General features: G+C 70.2%; 15 protein-coding genes. 5 read left to right on the top strand and 10 right to left on the bottom strand.

Annotated elements, in window-relative coordinates; all coding sequences use genetic code 11:
* Window positions 1-177: 177 nt before the first annotated feature.
* From ACIQD6_RS23890 to ACIQD6_RS23870, 5 genes are all read right to left on the bottom strand, one after another.
* A complete protein-coding gene (locus tag ACIQD6_RS23890) occupies window positions 178-4041 on the bottom strand; it encodes an ABC transporter ATP-binding protein (protein ID WP_401885448.1) in 3864 nt (1287 codons plus the stop codon).
* A gap of 185 nt (window positions 4042-4226) precedes the next feature.
* Window positions 4227-5084 carry a serine hydrolase gene (locus ACIQD6_RS23885; protein WP_401885446.1) on the bottom strand — a complete coding sequence of 286 codons (858 nt, stop codon included), beginning with the start codon at window positions 5082-5084 and terminating at the stop codon, window positions 4227-4229.
* 155 nt (window positions 5085-5239) lie between these two features.
* Window positions 5240-6949, bottom strand: a complete 1710-nt coding sequence (locus ACIQD6_RS23880) for a thiamine pyrophosphate-binding protein (RefSeq protein WP_401885443.1) — start codon at window positions 6947-6949, stop codon at window positions 5240-5242.
* The gene (speB, locus tag ACIQD6_RS23875) at window positions 6949-7962 is read right to left on the bottom strand and encodes an agmatinase (protein WP_401885441.1); all 1014 of its coding nucleotides are present in this window, start codon (window positions 7960-7962) and stop codon (window positions 6949-6951) included. Before speB ends, ACIQD6_RS23880 begins: the two co-directional genes overlap by 1 nt.
* 175 nt (window positions 7963-8137) lie before the next feature.
* Complete coding sequence (locus ACIQD6_RS23870) at window positions 8138-9628, bottom strand: sodium:solute symporter (RefSeq protein ID WP_401885438.1); 1491 nt, start codon at window positions 9626-9628, stop codon at window positions 8138-8140.
* 170 nt (window positions 9629-9798) lie between these two features.
* Between ACIQD6_RS23870 and ACIQD6_RS23865 the strand changes: the two genes are divergently transcribed.
* Window positions 9799-11409: a PucR family transcriptional regulator gene (locus ACIQD6_RS23865; protein WP_401885436.1), complete on the top strand. Its 1611-nt coding sequence runs from the start codon at window positions 9799-9801 to the stop codon at window positions 11407-11409.
* A 39-nt stretch (window positions 11410-11448) separates the two neighbouring features.
* Here the strand turns inward: ACIQD6_RS23865 and ACIQD6_RS23860 are convergent, their stop codons facing one another.
* The 3 genes from ACIQD6_RS23860 to ACIQD6_RS23850 are packed head-to-tail and all read right to left on the bottom strand — an operon-like array spanning window position 11449 to window position 12318.
* On the bottom strand, window positions 11449-11724 hold the full coding sequence (locus ACIQD6_RS23860) for a hypothetical protein (RefSeq protein WP_401885433.1): 276 nt from the start codon (window positions 11722-11724) through the stop codon (window positions 11449-11451).
* Window positions 11724-12068, bottom strand: a complete 345-nt coding sequence (locus ACIQD6_RS23855) for a hypothetical protein (protein WP_401885430.1) — start codon at window positions 12066-12068, stop codon at window positions 11724-11726. The genes ACIQD6_RS23860 and ACIQD6_RS23855 overlap by 1 nt, the downstream gene beginning before the upstream one ends.
* A gap of 4 nt (window positions 12069-12072) precedes the next feature.
* Window positions 12073-12318 carry a hypothetical protein gene (locus ACIQD6_RS23850; RefSeq protein ID WP_401885428.1) on the bottom strand — a complete coding sequence of 82 codons (246 nt, stop codon included), beginning with the start codon at window positions 12316-12318 and terminating at the stop codon, window positions 12073-12075.
* A 126-nt stretch (window positions 12319-12444) separates the two neighbouring features.
* On the opposite strand from ACIQD6_RS23850, the gene ACIQD6_RS23845 reads away from it, so the two are divergent.
* Both ACIQD6_RS23845 and ACIQD6_RS23840 read left to right on the top strand, forming a co-directional pair.
* Window positions 12445-13239 carry a helix-turn-helix domain-containing protein gene (locus ACIQD6_RS23845; RefSeq protein WP_401885426.1) on the top strand — a complete coding sequence of 265 codons (795 nt, stop codon included), beginning with the start codon at window positions 12445-12447 and terminating at the stop codon, window positions 13237-13239.
* Window positions 13232-13453, top strand: coding sequence for a DUF397 domain-containing protein (locus ACIQD6_RS23840; protein WP_401885424.1), 222 nt, complete (start codon window positions 13232-13234; stop codon window positions 13451-13453). The genes ACIQD6_RS23845 and ACIQD6_RS23840 overlap by 8 nt, the downstream gene beginning before the upstream one ends.
* Window positions 13454-13487: 34 nt before the next feature.
* Here ACIQD6_RS23840 and ACIQD6_RS23835 read toward each other — a convergent pair whose 3' ends face one another.
* Both ACIQD6_RS23835 and ACIQD6_RS23830 read right to left on the bottom strand, forming a co-directional pair.
* A complete protein-coding gene (locus ACIQD6_RS23835; protein ID WP_401885422.1) occupies window positions 13488-14102 on the bottom strand; it encodes an RloB family protein in 615 nt (204 codons plus the stop codon).
* Between the two features lie 71 nt (window positions 14103-14173).
* On the bottom strand, window positions 14174-15421 hold the full coding sequence (locus ACIQD6_RS23830; protein WP_401885419.1) for an ATP/GTP-binding protein: 1248 nt from the start codon (window positions 15419-15421) through the stop codon (window positions 14174-14176).
* Between the two features lie 305 nt (window positions 15422-15726).
* Here ACIQD6_RS23830 and ACIQD6_RS23825 point away from each other — a divergent pair, with 305 nt between their 5' ends.
* Window positions 15727-16884, top strand: a complete 1158-nt coding sequence (locus tag ACIQD6_RS23825; RefSeq protein ID WP_401885417.1) for an acyl-CoA dehydrogenase family protein — start codon at window positions 15727-15729, stop codon at window positions 16882-16884.
* A 55-nt stretch (window positions 16885-16939) separates the two neighbouring features.
* Entirely contained in the window at window positions 16940-17815 is an 876-nt protein-coding gene (locus ACIQD6_RS23820; protein ID WP_401885415.1) for an acyl-CoA thioesterase, read from the top strand.
* Window positions 17816-17989: the final 174 nt, after the last annotated feature.

Below are 17989 nucleotides of genomic sequence, written 5' to 3'. Positions count from 1 at the left end.
CGAAACCGCCCCAGCCGGCTCTGCTGCCCCAGCTGCCTCTGCTGTCAGCCTCAATCGAAACGAACACGCGTGCCCCCTATGGCCACTTTGGCGTACACGTGTACGACGCCCTGGGGGTCCCGTCCGGTTGCGACAACCGGAGGGACCGAGCCGGAGGGCCGGGTCCCTGACCGTGCCTCACCGCACCGGCGCGGGCTCCTCCTCGCCGATCCCACCCGTCTCGCCAGTTTCGGCGCCGGCCTCGTCGATCTCGCCGATGAAGCTCCGCCACAGCCGCGTGTACCGGCCGTTCAGCGCGAGCAGTTGGTCGTGCGTGCCGTCCTCCACGACCCGGCCGTGGTCCATCACGACCACCCGGTCCGCGCGGGCCGCGGTGGTCAGCCGGTGGGCGACCACCAGCGTGGTACGGCGGCCCGTCAGCCGGTCGGTCGCCTGGTTCACCAGCGCCTCGCTCGCCAGGTCCAGAGCGGCGGTCGCCTCGTCGAGCAGCAGGACGTCCGGGTCGACCAGTTCGGCACGGGCGAGGGCGATCAACTGACGCTGCCCGGCGGAGAGATTACGGCCGCGCTCGGCGACCTCGTGCAGATAGCCGCCGTCCAGCGTCGCGATCATGTCGTGCGCGCCGACCGCGCGGGCGGCGGCCTCCACCTGTCCGTCGCTCGCCTCGGGACGCCCGTACGCGATGGCGTCACGGACCGTACCGGCGAAGAGGTACGCCTCCTGCGGTACGACTCCGAGCCGGCGCCGGTACGCCGTCATGTCGAGCTCGCGCAGGTCCGTACCGTCCGCCGTGACCCGGCCGCCGGTCGGGTCGTAGAACCGTGCGACGAGCTTGACCAGAGTGGACTTGCCCGCGCCGGTCTCACCGACGAAGGCGACGGTCTGGCCGGCCGGTATCCGCAGGTCGACCCCGATGAGCGCCGCGTCCTCCGCGCCCGCGCGCACGCTCTCATCGCCCACGCCGTCCTCACCGGCGTACGCGAAGTGCACGCCCTCGAAGGCGATCTCGCCGCGCAGCGAGAGCACGTCCATCGGCTCCTTCGCGGCGGCCGTGGATGTCGGCTCCCGCAGCAGTTCCTGGATCCGGCCCAGCGAGACGGTCGCCTGCTGGTAGCCGTCGAAGACCTGCGAGAGCTGCTGTACGGGGGCGAAGAACAGGTCGATGTAGAGGAGGTACGCGACCAGCGCGCCGGTGGTCAGCGTGCCGGCCTCCACCCGCCCCGCGCCGACGATCAGCACGGCCGCCGCGGCCGCCGAGGACAGCAGCTGGACGAAGGGGAAGTACACCGATATCAGCCACTGACCGCGCACCCGGGCCGCGCGGTAGTGGTCGCTGCGCTCGGCGAAGCGCCGGGAGCCGTCCTTCTCGCGCCGGAACACCTGGACGATCCGCAGCCCGGCCACGGACTCCTGGAGGTCGGCGTTGACGGTGCTGATACGCTCGCGCGCCAACTCGTACGCCTGCACGCTCTTGCGGCGGAAGAAGACCGTACCCACGATCAGTACGGGCAGGGTCGCGAAGACCACCAGCGCCAGCTCCACGTCGATCACCAGCAGCACGACCAGGATGCCGAGGAAGGTGACGACGGAGACGAACGCGGTGACGAGGCCCGTCTGGAGGAAGGTCGAGAGGGCATCGACGTCGGTCGTCATCCGGGTCATGATGCGGCCGGTCAACTCGCGCTCGTAGTAGTCGAGTCCGAGCCGCTGGAGCTGCGCGAATATCTTCAGCCGGAGCGCGTACAGGATGCGCTCGCCGGTCCGTCCGGTCTTGCGGGTCTCGCCGATCTGCGCCACCCACTGGACGAGGACGACCAGCAGGCCCAGCGAGGCGGCCACCCACACCGCGCCGAGCGCGAGCCGCTCCACACCCTGGTCGATGCCGTGCCGGATGAGGACCGGCAGCAGCAGGCCCATCCCGGCATCGACGGTGACGAAGGCGAGGCTGACCAGCAGCGGCACCCCGAAGCCGCGCAGCAGCCGGCGCAGCCCGTACGAGTCCTCGGCGGCGACCGCGCGCCCCTCGTCCACCTCGGGGGCTTCGGTGGCCGGTGGCAACGCCTCGACCTGGGCGAGCAGTTCGGGGGTGGCGCCGGGCGCCGCCGAGTCGTCGGCGGCGGCTTCGTCCCGTACCCACAGAGCGGGCGTGACGCCGCGCTCCACGTCGAACTCGGCGTCGATCTCCCGCTGGAGGGCGCGGGCCTCCTCGGAACACTCGGCGGTCGGCTTCACCTGACCGCCCGTACCGCCCAGTTCCCCGTCGGCCCGCTCCAACGCCTCGGTCGCCACCGGGGCATGACCGGGCGAGGTCCCCGAGAGCTCGTCGGGTTCCGTGAGCAGCCGCCGGTAGAGAGCCGACCGCTCCTGAAGCTCCTCGTGCGTACCGATGTCGGCAAGCCGTCCGTCGTCGAGTACGGCGATACGGTCGGCCAGGCCGAGGGTGGAACGGCGGTGGGCGATGAGCAGCGTCGTACGCCCGGCCATCACCGTGCGCAGCGCCTCGTGGATCTCGTGCTCCACCCGGGCGTCGACCGCGGAGGTCGCGTCGTCGAGCAGCAGCAGCCGGGGGTCGGTGAGGATGGCCCGCGCCAGGGCGATGCGCTGGCGCTGTCCGCCGGAGAGGGTGAGGCCCTGCTCGCCCACCTTGGTGTCGTAGCCGCCGGGCAGGTCGGTGATGAAGCCGTGGGCCTGGGCGGCCCGGGTGGCCTGGAGGATCTCCTCCTCGGTGGCGTCCGGCCGGCCGTAGGCGATGTTGGCGCGGACGGTGTCGGAGAAGAGGAAGCTTTCTTCCGGTACGAGTCCGACGGCGGCCCGCAGCGAGTCGAAGGTCAGTTCGCGGACGTCGTGGCCGCCGACGAGGACGGCGCCGTGGGTCACGTCGTAGAAGCGGGGCAGCAGGAGGGACAGCGTGGACTTGCCGCTGCCGGACGCGCCGACGACGGCGACGGTCTCGCCGGGGCGTATCTCCAGCGAGAGGCCCTTCAGGACGGGCCGCCCGTCCTCGTACGCGAACGAGACGTCGTCGAACTCGACCGATGCCTCGGCGTCCGCCGGCAGCTCCTTCGTCCCGTCCTGAATGCTCGGCTCGGTGTCGATCAGCTCCAGGACCCGCTCCACGCCGGCCCGCGCCTGCTGTCCGACGGTCAGCACCATGGCGAGCATCCGGACAGGGCCGACGAGCTGGGCCAGATAGGTGGAGAAGGCGACGAAGGTGCCGAGGCTGATCTCCCCGCGGGTGGCCAGCCAGCCGCCGAGCGCCAGCATGGCGACCTGCCCGAGCGCGGGGACGGCCTGGAGGGCAGGGGTGTAGCGGGCGTTGAGCCCGATGGTGCGCAGCCGCCCGGCGAACAGCTTGCGGCCGACCTCGCGGAGCTTCCCGGTCTCCTGCTCCTCCTGCCCGAAGCCCTTGACCACGCGCACGCCGGAGACGGCTCCGTCCACGACCCCGGCGACGGCGGCGGCCTGCGACTGGGCGTACCAGGTGGCGGGGTGCAGCCGGACGCGGCTGCGGCGGGCGATGAACCAGACGGCGGGCGCGACGGCCAGCGCGACCAGGGTCAGCGGCGGCGACAGCCACGCCATGATCGCCAGGGATATGAGGAACAGCAGGACGTTGCCGATCGTCATCGGCAGCATGAAGAGCAGGCTCTGGACGAGCTGGAGGTCGCTGGTGGCGCGGCCGACGACCTGTCCGGTGGAGAGGCTGTCCTGGCGCCGTCCGTCGAGGCGGCCGATCGTGTCGTACATCTCGGTACGGAGATCGTGCTGGACGTCGAGCGCGAGCCGGCCGCCGTAGTAGCGGCGGATGTACGTCATGACGTAGACGGCGAGCGCGGCGAGCATCAGCAGGCCGGTCCAGACGGCGAGGGAACGGTCGCCGCCCCCGATGACATCGTCGATGACCACCTTGGTGATCAGCGGGACGAGGGCCATCACCGCCATGCCCGCGAGCGAGGAGCCGAGCGCGAGCAGCACATTGCGCCGGTACCGCCACGCGTACCCGGACAGCCGCCGCGCCCAGCTCTGGTCTGTCGCCGCCACTGAAACCTCCCGATCGTTCTGACCTGCCGGAAGGCACCAACGCGGGCAGGGGCGGATTTCATCCTTCCGCAACAAAGACCGGTCTGCGGTCCTACGGAGACCCGTCCGTGGTCCTAGGTCCGCGGACGGCCTCGCGGACGGCCTCGTTAGAGCCGCATGGGCTTGAGAAGGTCCCGGTCCGGGTCCTAGGCCGGGTTGAGGTCCTTGTGTACGGCCTTGGCGACGGCCTGGATGGTGTTGACCCCGTCGTTCATCTTCTTGTCGTCGTCGGTGAGCACGGCGATCTGGTAGTCGTGGCCCTTGCCGGTGAACGCGCCGATGCTGTGCACCCGCCAGCCGCGGTTGGACCGCTCCAGCCAGCCGTTCTTCAGCTGGACGGTGGCCGAGGCCGGGGCACCGGCCGGGACGCCCCAGCGCTGGGACGGGACGACCTTGCCCATGCGGTCCAGGACGTAACGGCGCGACGTGTCGCTGAGCACGCTGTTCCGGGCGGTCACCAGGGCCAGCAGCCGCTCCTCGTCGTGCGCGGTGACCTGGGTGAGCCCCCAGTAGCCGCCCTCGCCCGGGGTGGTCTGCGTCATCCCCGCGGCCTTGAGGAAGCCCTTGATCTTCGTCGGCCCGAGCTGATTCCACAGCGTGGTGGTCGCCTCGTTGTCCGACTTGGTGATCATCGCTGTGGAGAGCTTGTTCTCACGCTTCGTGAGCGCGCGGTGCGTCTTCTGCGCGTCCCAGAGCAGGGCCGAGAGAACGGTCACCTTGACCACGCTGGCTGAGTCGAACTTCTGCGAGCCCCGCAGGCTGCAGACCGTGTCGGTCGTACGGTCGCGGACCGCCACGGCCGTGGTGGACTCCCGTCCCCTGAGCGCCGCGATGATGTCCTTGGACAGCTTGTCGGCGAGGCCGGGCTTGCCCGAGACGCAGTCGACGCCGCGCGTCGTGCCCAGGGCGGGTGACGCTCCCGAGACCGTCGGCAGGAGCACGCCCGCGATCAGGACGACTGAGAGCGCGCCCCGGCCACGCCGGGGTATTCGGTGGTGAGTCACTGGAGGTTTCCCGCCCCTGTCACATCGGCGCTGTCACGTCGGCGGGCGCGCCCTGATCGACGCACCCGCCCGACATGATGCACGGATAGGGGCAGATAGGACTATGAGGTCGAACACAATTCCGGCGGGCAAAGGTCAAACCAGGTGTACGCAGGTCAGTCCAGGTGGGTCGGGGCGAACATCCGGAGCAGGGCCGGGAGGACCACGACCGAGGGGCCCGGGGCGGCCAGGAACGCGGACAGGTCCTCGCGCAGGGTCTCCGGGGTCGTACGGACCGCCGGGACGCCGAAGGATTCGGCGAGGGCCACGAAGTCCGGGCGGGACAGTTCCGTACCGGTGGCGTCGCCGAAGGCGTCCGTCATGTACTCGCGCAGGATGCCGTAGCCGCCGTCGTCCACGATCAGCCAGGTGACCGGAAGGTCGTACTGGCGGGCGGTGGCCAACTCCGCGATCGAGTACATCGCGCCGCCGTCGCCCGAAACGGCGAGGACGGGGGTCGTACGGTCGGCCGCGGCGGCGCCGATCGCGGCCGGGAAGGCGTAGCCCAGGCCGCCCGCGCCCTGGCCCGAGTGCAGCGGGCCCGGCCAGGCGGACCAGGCCCAGTAGGCGAGGATCGTCATGTCCCAGAAGCTGGGGGACGTGCCGGGCAGGGCGTCGCGTACGGAGGCCAGCACCCGCTGTTCCAGTGTGAGGTCCTGGGCGTCGATCCTGGCCCGTACCTTCGCCAGCACCTCCCGGACCGCCTCGGCCGCCGACGAATCCGCAGTCGGGTCCGCCGTCGAGTTCACGGCCGGGTCCGCGCGCTCGGTGACCGAATCCAGCAGCGCGGACAGCGCGTTGCGGGCGTCGGCGTGGATGCCCAGCGCCGGGTGGTTGGACTCCAGCTTGCCGAGGTCCGCCTCGATCTGGATCACCCGGCCGCGCGGCCGGAACGTGTGGTAGTTCGAGGAGAGTTCGCCCAGGCCGGAGCCCACCACCAGCAGGACGTCCGCCTCTTCGAGGAAGTCCGTGGTGTGGCGGTCCTCCATCCAGGACTGGAGGGACAGGGGGTGGGTCCAGGGGAACGCGCCCTTGCCGCCGAAGGTGGTGACGACCGGCGCGGCGAGCTTCTCGGCGAGCGCGCGGAGCTTGCCGACCGCGTCCGCGCGTACGACTCCCCCGCCCGCGATGATCGCCGGGCGGGAGGCGTTCGACAGCAAGTGGGCGGCCACGGCGGTCAGTTCGGGACGGGGGTGCAGTTCGCGCGGGGTGGCGTCCATCGCCGTGACGACCGGCAGGATCGTCTCGGCGAGCAGGACGTCCTGCGGGATCTCCACCCAGACCGGGCCGTGCGGCGCGGTGAGCGCGGACTCCCAGGCTGCGGCGATCGCGGACGGGATCTGCGAGGCCGTACGGACCGGGTGCACGGACTTCACGATGTCCCGGAAGGACGCCTGCTGGTCGCGCAGTTCGTGCAGATAGCCGTGCCGGCCGCCGCCGAGGCCCGCCGACGGGACCTGGCTGGAGATCGCCAGCACGGGCGCGGACGCCGACGCGGCCTCCTGGAGCGCGGCGAGGGAGGTGAGCGCGCCGGGCCCGGTGGAGAGCAGCAGCGGGGCGACCTCGCCGGTGACGCGGCCGTACGCGTCGGCGGCGAACCCCGCGTTGTTCTCGACGCGCAGCCCGATGTACGTGAGATCGGACCGGCGCAGGGCGTCGAACATGCCCAGCGCGTGCTGACCCGGCAGGCCGAAGACGGTGGTGGCGCCGAGGCCGTACAGCGTCTCGACGACCAGGTCGCCGCCGTTGCGCCCGGCGGGCGGGGCGAGGGCGGCGGCGGTCTGTTCGGCGGTGAAGGGCTGGAACTCGTGGTCGTGGTCGTGCACTACTTCGTCCTCTCGGCGGCGGTCTGTCGCGACGCGGCGATCTGTCGCGACATGATCGTCGTCAGTTCGTACGCCGTGTGGGAGGCGGCGACGGACGTGATCTCCGCGTGGTCGTACGCGGGCGCGACCTCCACCACATCGGCCGAGACGAGCCGGCAGGAGGCCAGGCCCCGCAGTATTTCGAGGAGTTCACGGGAGGTGAGCCCGCCGGCCTCGGGAGTGCCGGTGCCGGGCGCGTGCGCCGGGTCGAGCACATCGATGTCGATGGAGATGTACAGCGGGCGGTCCCCGACGCGCTGCCGGAGCTGGTCGGTGATCTCGTCCACGCCCCGGCGCATGACGTCGGCGGACGTGACGATCCCGAAGCCCATCTTGGCGTCGTCGTCCAGGTCCCGCTTCCCGTACACCGGACCGCGCGTGCCGACGTGGGAGAGCGCCTCCGTGTCGAGGATGCCTTCCTCGACGGCCCGGCGGAACGGCGTGCCGTGCGTGTACTCGGCGCCGAAGTAGGTGTCCCAGGTGTCCAGATGGGCGTCGAAGTGGAGCAGCGCGACGGGCCCGTGCCGCTTCGCCACCGAACGCAGCAGCGGGAGCGCGATGGTGTGGTCCCCGCCGAGCGTCATCATGCGGGCGCCGGTGGAGAGCAGATCGTCGGCCGCCGCCTCGATGGTGTCGACGGCCTCGTTGATGTTGAACGGGTTCGCGGCGATGTCCCCGGCGTCGGCGACCTGGGCGAGCGCGAAGGGCGAAGCGTCCTGGGCCGGGTTGTAGGGGCGCAGCAGGCGCGATGCCTCACGGATCGCGTTGCCCCCGAAGCGGGCGCCGGGGCGGTAGGAGACCCCGGTGTCGAAGGGGACGCCGACGACGGCGACATCGGCGGTGCCGACCTCGTCCAGCCGGGGCAGCCGGGCGAACGTGGCCGGTCCCGCGAACCTCGGGACACGGGACGAGTCGACGGGACCGCGCGGGCCGACGGCGTCGGTGGCCAGGGGCTGGTGTTCGTTGCTGCTCATCGTCGGACCTCTCCGGGTAACGCCTGTGCGGCTCTGCACAGCTCTGCGTCGCTGTATGTAGCTCTGTGTCGCTCTGGGTCGCTCTGGGTCGCTCTGGGTCGCTCTATCAAGAATGGACCGGCCCACTGACAGTGGGCCGGTCCGGCCTCACGCCTCCGGCCTCGCACCTTCTGCCTCAGCCCACGGGGACGACCTTCTCGCCCACGGTCTCCTCATCCGTCCCGCCCTCGCCCGCGAGACGGAGGCGCCACGCGGCCAGTACCGCCTCGTCCGTGGGCTTGGTGGCCAGACTGACGATCACATAGGCGGCCAGCGAGGCGAGCAGCCCGTAGTAGATGGGCTCGTTCGCGAGGATGCCGTAGCCCGCCATCAGCCCGACGACCGCGCCGCCACCGACGACCACGGCGGACAGCGCCCCGTACACCGTGCCGCGCTTCCACAGCAGACCGCCGAGGATCGGTACGAGCAGTCCGCCGACAAGCATGTTGTACGCGACCGTGAGCGCCTCGACCACGTTGTTCAGCGCGATGGCGATGGCGATGACGGCCACCCCCATGACCAGGATGAAGAGGCGGTTGCCCCGGACCTCGTCGTGATCGTCGCGCCCCGTACCGGCACCGTCCTCCGCGCGGCCGGCCACCCCCCGCAGCCGCGACCAGATGTCGTTGTTGGCCACGGTCGCGCAGGCGATCAGCGCACCCGACGAGGTCGACATCACCGCCGCGAGCGCGGCGGCCAGGACCAGCCCCCGTACACCCATGGGCAGTTCGTGCTTGACGATGGTCGCGAACGCGTCGTCGGCGCTGCCCAGGTTCGGGTACAGCACCCTGGCCGCCGTCCCGATGACCGCGCCGGCCAGCGCGTAGACCAGACAGTAAGTACCGGCGACAGTTCCGCCCCAGCGCGCGACCTTGTCCCCGCGCGCCGTGAACACCCGCTGCCAGATGTCCTGTCCGATCAGCATGCCGAAGGTGTAGATGAGCACATACGTGAAGATCGTCTCGCCGCCGATGCCGAACGGCGTGAAGTACTCGTGCGGCAACCGCGCCTTCATCTCGCTGAACCCGCCCGCCTTGACGACCGCGATGGGCAGCAGAAGCAGCAGCACCCCGATCGTCTTGACGACGAACTGCACCATGTCCGTCAGCGTGATGGACCACATGCCGCCGAGCGTCGAGTACGCGACGACGATCGTCCCGCCCAGGATGATCGCGACGGTGCGGTTCAGGTCGAAGAGGACGTCGAAGATCGTGGCGTACGCGATGGTCGAAGTGACCGCGAGCATCAGCGTGTACGCCCACATCACGATGCCCGAGATGACACCGGCCCGGCCGCCGTACCGCAGGTCGAGCATCTCGGAGACGGTGTAGACCTTCAGCCGGGCGATCCGCGCGGAGAAGAAAACGGAGAGCGCGAGCAGCCCGAGGCCGATGGAGAAGACCATCCAGGCGCCCGAGAGGCCGTGTGTGTAGCCGAGACCGACGCCGCCGATCGTGGACGCGCCGCCGAGGACGATGGCGGCCATCGTGCCGGAGTACATCCAGGGGCCGAGCCGCCGTCCGGCCACCAGGAACTCGCTCTTGGACTTGGCGCGGCGCATGCCCCACCAGCCCATGGCGAGCATGCCGACCAGGTAGACGACGATTACCGCGTAGTCCACAGCCATGGGCTTCCTCCGTCACGTCTCGTGCGTGCGCACGACTCGTCCCGCACGTCGCGCCGCGTACGTCTCACCGTGTGCGGCGTGCCTTGTGCGTCATGACGGTAGGTGGCCGGAAAGCAACGCTGAAGTGTATGTTTCATCCAATCTTTTCGCTGCCGATGGATGGACTGTCCATGCCGGAGACCACAGCAGCCCCACCCACCCCGTCCATCCCGCTTGCCGCGCTGCTCGACCGCGAGGATCTCGCCCTGCGCCAGATCGCCGGACCGACGGACGCGGGCTCGGTCGTGCACTGGGTGCACACCTCCGAGATGGCGGACCCCTTTCCGTATCTGCTGGGCGGCGAGCTGCTGCTGAGCGCCGGAGTGCTGCTGAAGGAGCCCGATACGTATGTGTCGCGCATCGTGCAGGCGGGGGCGGCGGCGCTCGGTTTCGGGGTGACGCCGGTGTACGACACTGTGCCGCCGGACCTGGTCGAGGCGTGCGACCGGCATGGCCTGCCGCTCCTGGAGGTCCCGCCGAGCACGACGTTCGCCTCGGTGGCCCGCGAGGTGTGGCAGTTGATGGCGGAGGCACGCCATCGCGAACTGCGCCGGGTGACACAGGCGCAGCAGGGTCTGGCAGCGGCGGCGGCCCGCCAGGATCCGGTGCCGGCCGTACTGCACCAGCTGGCCGTACGGCTGAGCGGCCGCGCGGTGCTGTTCGCGCCGGACGGCTCGGAGCTGCACGCGACGGGCCGGATCGCGTCCCCGGCGGCGCGAACGGCGCTCGCACGCCTGGCCCGGGTGGTACGCCCGGCGCCCGGCGGCCCGCCCCCGCTCTCGACGCCGCCCTCCTCACCGACGCCGCCCTCCTCACCGACGCCGCCCTCCGTACAGAGGACGTCGTCCGTACAGCCGTCCGCACAGAGGACGCCCCTCTCCGCGCCACCGCCCTCCGCCGCTCCCCCCTCAGCCGCCCCCTCCGCCGCTCCCTCCTCCGCCACCGACACCGCCCACGGCGCGCATCTCACGGCCCACGCCCTCGGCGGCGCGCAGGGCCTGGTCCTCGGGGTGGCCGCCGGGGGACGGGAGGCCGGGGACCACACCATCACCGGTGTCGCCGTCGTCCTGCTGTCCCTGCTGACCGCACCCCACCAGGGCGCGGCCGAAGCGGGCCGCTCGGCCACGCTCGTACGGCTGCTGCTCGGCGCCACTCCCGCCGAGGCCGCACCCCTGCTCGGCCCCGGCCCCTGGACGGTGGTCCACGCACGCGGTACCGAAGCCCCGTTCGCCGGAGGCGCGTTCGCCCCGGGCGCGCTCGCGGCGTCCCTGGGCAGCGCCCTGGTGGACACCGACGGCACCACGGTCCGCGTCCTCACCGACCACGAGGTCACCGCCCAGCCCGGCTGGACCCTGGGCGTCAGCGACCCGGTCGCCCCGGCGGAGCTGGCCGCCGCCGACGTACGGGCAGGGCGCGCGCTGGCCCGCGCCGAGGCCACCCGCACCGACCTCGGACGCCACCACGAGACGGGACTCACCGGCCTGTTCGCCCCCGAGGAGGCCGCCGCCCACGCCCGCACCCGCCTGGCCCCCCTCACCGGCCCCGGCGCCTCCCCCGCGCTGGTCGAGACGCTCCGCGCGTGGCTGTCACTGCACGGCAGCTGGGACCGTACGGCGGTGGCCCTGACCGTCCACCGCAACACGGTCCGCCAGCGCATCGCCCGCTGCGCGGCCTTGCTGGAGGCCGACCTGGACGACGCGGACGTACGGATGGAGCTGTGGTTCGCGCTGCGCTGGGTGTGAGGCGAGCTGACCGTGGAACGGCCGAACCGCCCACCGCTCTCACAGATCCGGCGCGCTCTCCCCCGCACTCTGGGCTTCACCACACGCCAATGACACGAGGCGGGCTCCCCTGCTCTCCGCGATCCGGTGCACGTCACGCAGCGCCTCGGTCAGACATTCCGCGAGGAAGCGCAGCTGCGGTGCGGTGACGGCCCGGTCGCCGAGCATGTCGGCGGCGTGGCCGAGGAGTTCGGCGGACATGGCGAGCTGCGCGGCCTCGATCTGGTCGGTGAGGCCGGAGTCGAACGTAAGCGTGGCCGCCGGCCGTTCGGTCATCACGTGGTCACCGTCGCGTGGTTGAGAGTTCGCGGCCCGAAGTCCACACCGCGCACGGCGAACCACAGCTCGCGGCGGCGCGGGGCGTGGCAGTACGCCCGCTGCCGCTCCTCGTGTGCGAGCAGGTAGGGCCGCACGAGCGGCGAGTCCTCTCCCCTCAGCAGGCGAAACCGGGGCAGCGGTACGGTCGGCGTGTCCACGGGCGGATGGTCGTACGCCGACTCGGCCGACCGGTGGCGGTCACGACGGTGACGGCCCGAGGCGGGCCGGGGCCGGTGCCGCCCCGAAGCGGGGCGAAGGAGCCGTACGAGCGACTCGAAGACACGGGCGACGCGGTACGGCATGTCGTCAACTCCCGTGCGCCGTCTGGGCCACAGCGCCGCGAGCGATGACAGCCGCGAGCGCACGGACCACCTGCGGCGAGCAACGCCCCAGGTCCACCAGGGCGTACGTCGGTGCGTCGGCGTAACCGAACGGCCGGACGTCCATGGCCGGAAACTGAATCCCGGCCTTCCGCAACGCCCCGGCCAACTCGTCCCGCGCCGCCCGGGCTTCCGCGACCTTGTCCCTGCGCCGTCCGCCAGCAATTGCCATGGCTCCGCTCCTCCGCATTCGCTTTCGCTTTCGCTGTGTAGCGATTCACACACAGAGTGAGACGGCTCGGGCTAGGCTCGCCAGAGAGTCGCAGGTGACAAGGCAGCTGTCGCAAGGGAGTTGACTGTGAGTAACACGTATGGGGAATGGCTCAAGGCCCAACGCGAGGCGACCGGGCTGACGCAACAGGAGCTGGCAGACGCGGCGATCATGACCCGCTCACACATCTCCCACATCGAGGCGGGCCGCCGGGTGCCGTCCAAGGAGGACGCGCAGAGGCTGGACAGGGCGCTGAATACGGGGGATGTGCTGAGCAGTTTCCTGCCGGGGGACGACATTGCGGTTGAGGACTACTTCGAGCCGGCGCGACAACTCGAACAACAGGCAACGGTGATCCGTGAGTTCGCACCGTCCTTCGTGCCCGGCATCCTCCAGACGGAGAGATACGTGCGTGCGATCATGCGTACCCTCCCCTCGCCTATGAGCGAAGAGGAGCGTGACAGGCGCGTCGTCACACGACTTGAGCGCTCCAAGATCCTCACCAACCCACTCACCCCCGTGGTGTGGGCGCTGTTGGACGAGGCGGTGCTACGACGCCCGGTCGGTGGTCCGAACGTTATGGCTGAACAGACCACGCACATCGTCCGGCTGGTGGAAAGCGAACGTATTCGCGTACACGTGATGCCATCTGGACTGGGCGCCTACCAGCTCATGCAGGGCATGTTGTCGCTGATGTGGTTCGAGGACCAACCCCCACTGGCGTACACCGAGGGTGTGAGCATCGGCAAGGTGCATGACGCCCCAGACATGGTCGAACGGCTCCAGAACGCTTACCATCTCGCACTGAGCGACGCCTTGCCGCTGAAAGAATCACTCGCCCTCATGAAGGCAACAGCGAAGGACCACGAACGACATGAATGACCACGTAATCCTGGATGCCTCCACCCTGAGCGGCTGGCGCAAGTCGTCGTACAGCGGGGCGGAAGCAGGGAGTTGCGTCGAGATCCAGGACAACCACCCGTCCGGCATCCCCGTCCGCGACTCCAAGACGCCCCACGGCCCCGCAGTCGTCTTCCCACCCGCCGACTGGTCCTCCTTCGTCACAGCCCTCAAAGACGGAAAGTTCCCCGCCTGAGCACCTCGGCTCCCGGCGGTGTCTCGCCGAGGCGTCAGTACGAAGCGATTCCGAGCCCGTCCTCAACGAAGTCAAAGACGTTGGTGTACGGATCGCGATGGGAAACCAGGGTGTAGTCGGGGTGCTCGGCGTTCATGTCCAGTGCCCTCTTCCGGGCTTCCTCGAAGCGTCCCTCGACCTGTTTCGGCACCACTGACTTGATGCCGCCCGAAATCTGATGCCACTCATGAGGCAAGCGCTGTTCTGCCGCGCCGCACACCCCGCCGAACGTACCGGTGACAGACTTGAGGTGAAGCACCCGCCAGACCTCGAAGCAGGGGTGCGAATACGCGACCTTCACACCGGCCTTGTCGGCCCGCGACAGGGCGGTCTCCACCCCCTCGTGCTGGTCCCGGTCGAACAGGCACCACACCTGCGGCCAGGCCGCATCGCCTTCCTTCAAACCCGCACGCTTGGCTTCTCGCTTCTTCTCCCGCAGCAAGGCGATCGCGTTGTCCACGAGAACCAGCGGCTTGCGCTGCGAGCCCTGGTCCGTGGCGTTGGCGATCTGCACGTCGACCCTGGCCTTCGGGTTCCTGAGGGTGCCGAGCTGCTGGATGGCTTTGATGTACTCCGGTTCGGTGACTTTGCCCTCGGTGAAGACGTACACGACCCGGCTGCGCCCACGGCTGTGCGGCTTGCCCGGCGCGAGGGAAGCCTTCCCCTTGGCTCTCTTCCCCATCAACCGCGCTCCGTGCTCTCGCCGGTCTCGCCCCGTACCGCCCCGAGCCGACGAACGATCTGTCCCGCCAAAAGTGAGGGGACACCGCCGAACGCACCCTCCAGATACGACTTGGCCAAGTCCTCGTGCGGACCGGGAGACAGCGAACTCAGCGGATACAGCTCGGTGGCTCCGTCCTTGTCCTTCTCCGTGAACCAGACCTGCCCGGGATCGAGCAGTCGCTCCCCGGTCGGCGTGCTCAGCACAGTCACCTCGTGCGAGGTGAACAGCAGCTGGGCGTTCTTCGGGTTGGACAGCGGATCCTTGAACAGACGAATGACCTCGGCGGCGAACCGTGGATGCAGACTGGCGTCGAGTTCATCCAGCAGCAGCACCGCCCCGTTCTCCAGCGCCAGCATCATGGGGCCGAGGAGCGCGAACCAGGAGCGGGTGCCGAAGGACTCGCGCTGCCAGTCGAGCGCGACCTCGCCCGACGACGAGCGGTGCACCAGGCGGACCTTGCCGGTTCCCCGCGCGGCCGGATCGACCAGCGCGTCCGTGATGCCGAGGTCGGCCACCCGTAGAAGCTCCTTGATCCGGTGGCCCTGATCGCCTGTGAGCTCGGAGGCGGTGAAGGCCTCGCGCTGCGCCAGCTCCCTATCGGGGCCGGTCTGCCACAGCCTGCGAAACCAGTGGAAGAGCGGCGAGAGCTGGGGGTGGTTGTCCGTGCCGGCGGCCGACAGCAGGAGGGCGTTGGGCCGCGTGCGGCGGGCCAACTGTGCCCGGCCCTTCACCCGGTTGCTCGGCCACCGGTAGACCTCGGCCCGTGAGGCATCCCGGTCCATCCATTCCTGCTGATGACCCAAGGGATAGCAGTGCAGCCACTCGGACTCGACGCGGCGAGCCCCCAGTTCGAAACCGTAGGTCCAGCGCACTCCGTCGATGGCGACATCGACCTCGAAGAAGGCCGGCTCATCCGTGCTCTTGTCGTCGAGCGCGAAGACCTCACGGGGGATGCCTTCGTACGAAACCCACCGGGCATAGGAATTGAGCACCGCCTCACACATCGCGGCCAGAGCGTCGAGCACGTTCGACTTGCCCGACGCATTGGCCCCGAAGACGCCCACCAGGGGATAGACAGGGACAGTCCCGTCCGCCAGCTCCACCTGTCGGGCGGCGGAGGTCTCCTCGTCCGCGGATGCGACGAAGGCCAGCTCCTGCTCATCTCGCAGGGACCGAAAGTTCGCCACGCGGAATCTCAGCAGCACACCGTCCTCCTCTCGCGCTCGCGGTCAGAGTAATCGGTCGGGCCGACAACAGCGTGCCCGTCTGTCTCCGCCCGTCCCCGGGAACACAGCGCCCGCCGACGGCTCGCCCGCCCCCGCCGAGTGTGACCCGCGTGACCCGTCCCCGCCTTCTCCGCCCCTGGACACTCGAACGAACCGCTGGGTAACTTTGACCTGAGCAAGCGCTTAGAGCCGTCAACCGCGACCATCGGTTGAGCAACCACACGGCGAGCAGCCACCTCCGCGAAAGCGGCGGCGGTTCAGCCGCGAAGACGGAGGGGGTCACCGTGCGCCGTACGGTTTACAACGAGGACCACGAGGCATTCCGGGAGACCATCCGCGCCTTCATCGAGGCCGAGGTCGTCCCCGTATACGACGAGTGGTACGCGGCGGGCGAGGCGCCCCGCGACTTCTACCGGCAACTCGGCGAGCTGGGCATCTTCGGGATCGAGGTGCCGGAGGAGTTCGGCGGGGCGGGCGAGGAGTCGTTCAAGTTCCAGGCCGTCATCTCCGAGGAGTGCGCCCGCGCGGGTGTGTCCTTCGGCGGCTCCGGCGTCCATGTCGCGCTCTGCCTGCCGTACTTGAAGGCGTACGCCACCGACGAGCAGAAGAAGCGCTGGCTGCCGGACTTCGTCAGCGGCGAGAGCATGTACGCCATCGCCATGACCGAGCCGGGCACCGGCTCCGACCTGGCAGGTATGAAGACCACCGCCAAGCTCTCCGAGGACGGCACGCACTACGTCCTCAACGGCGCGAAGACCTTCATCACCGGCGGAGTCCACGCGGACCGCGTCATCGTCTGCGCCCGTACCGCCGCGCCGACGCCCGAGGACCGCCGCTTCGGCATCTCCCTGCTGGTCGTGGACACGAAGTCCGAGGGGTACGCGGTCGGCCGCAAGCTCGACAAGATGGGCCTGAAGACCTCCGACACCGCCGAGCTGTCCTTCACGGACGTCAAGGTCCCGGTCGAGGACCTGCTCGGCGAGGAGAACAAGGGCTTCTCCTACCTGGGCCAGAATCTGCCGCAGGAGCGCCTCGGTATCGCCGTCGGCGCGTACGCGCAGGCCGCCGCCGCGGTCCGGTTCGCGCAGGGCTACGTCCAGGAGCGGACCGTCTTCGGCAAGTCCGTCGCGTCCTTCCAGAACACCAAGTTCGAACTGGCCGCCTGCAAGGCCGAGGTGGACGCGGCCGAGGCCGTCGTCGACCGCGCGCTGGAGGCCCACGACCTGGGCGAGCTGTCCGCCGCCGAGGCCGCCTCCGCGAAGCTGTTCACCACCGAGGTCGCGCACCGCGTGATCGACAAGTGCCTTCAGTTGCACGGGGGCTACGGTTATATGAACGAGTACCCGATCGCCCGTCTGTACGCGGACAACCGGGTCAATCGCATCTACGGTGGCACCAGCGAGGTCATGAAGATGATCATCGCCAAGTCCATGGGCCTGTAGGGCGCCCGGTCCCCCAGGACGCTCCGCCCGCAACTCCCCTCAAGAGATGTCAGTCATGAACGAAGCCCTTGACGCACTGCTCGATCTGCTCGACCTGGAGCGGATCGACGAGGACATCTTCCGGGGCCGGAGCCACTCCTCGGTCGTCCCGCGTGTCTTCGGCGGCCAGGTCGCCGCCCAGGCGCTGGTGGCGGCGGGCCGTACGGTCCCTTCCGACCGTACGGCCCACTCCCTGCACGCGTACTTCCTGCGGGCGGGCGATCCCGGCGCGCCGATCGTCTACACCGTCGACCGCATCCGTGACGGGCGCTCCTTCACCACGCGCCGGGTCGTCGGGGTCCAGCACGGCCAGCCGATCTTCCACCTCTCGGCCTCCTTCCAGACGTACGAGGAAGGCCTGGACCACCAGTCGGAGATGCCGCCGGCGCCGGACCCGGAGACGCTGCCGACGGCGGCGGAGATGCTGCCGCGCTACGCCGACGGGTTCGTCGATCCGGGCATGGCGGACCGGTTCTTGGAGGCACGGGCCGCCGTCGATCTGCGGTACGTGGACGCGCCGCCGTTCGGCTCGGTGGGGCAGCCGCGCGAACCCCGCTCCCAGGTGTGGTTCCGTACGGCCGGCAAGCTCGCCGACGATCCGCTGCTGCACGTCTGCCTGGCCACGTACGTCTCCGACATGACGCTGCTCGACTCGATACTGCTGGCGCACGGGCGGGGCGGCTGGGCGGTCGGCGACGTGGTGGGCGCGAGCCTGGACCACGCGATGTGGTTCCACCGGCCGTTCCGCGCGGACGAGTGGCTGCTGTACGACCAGGAGTCCCCGTCGTCGGCGGGCGGCCGGGGCCTCGGCCAGGCGCGCATCTTCACCCAGGACGGGCGGCTGGCGATCTCGGTGATCCAGGAGGGCGTGATCCGCGTACCGCGCGACTGAATCCGCGTACCGCGCCGTGGGACGGCCCCATACGCGCCACCGGCCCACACGCGCCACCGGCCCGCACGCGGCACCAAGCCGCTGTCCGCGCAACACACCACCGGGGCTGTCCCACACCCCAGGAATCACACCTGCGCCACCAGCGCGAAGGCCGGCACCAGCCTTTCGGCGGTG

Origin of the sequence: Streptomyces sp. NPDC088400, assembly GCF_044753355.1 — a bacterium.
Lineage (GTDB): Bacteria > Actinomycetota > Actinomycetes > Streptomycetales > Streptomycetaceae > Streptomyces.
The sequence above is the reverse complement of the archived record's forward strand: the minus strand, read 5'-3'. Positions and strand labels throughout refer to the sequence as shown.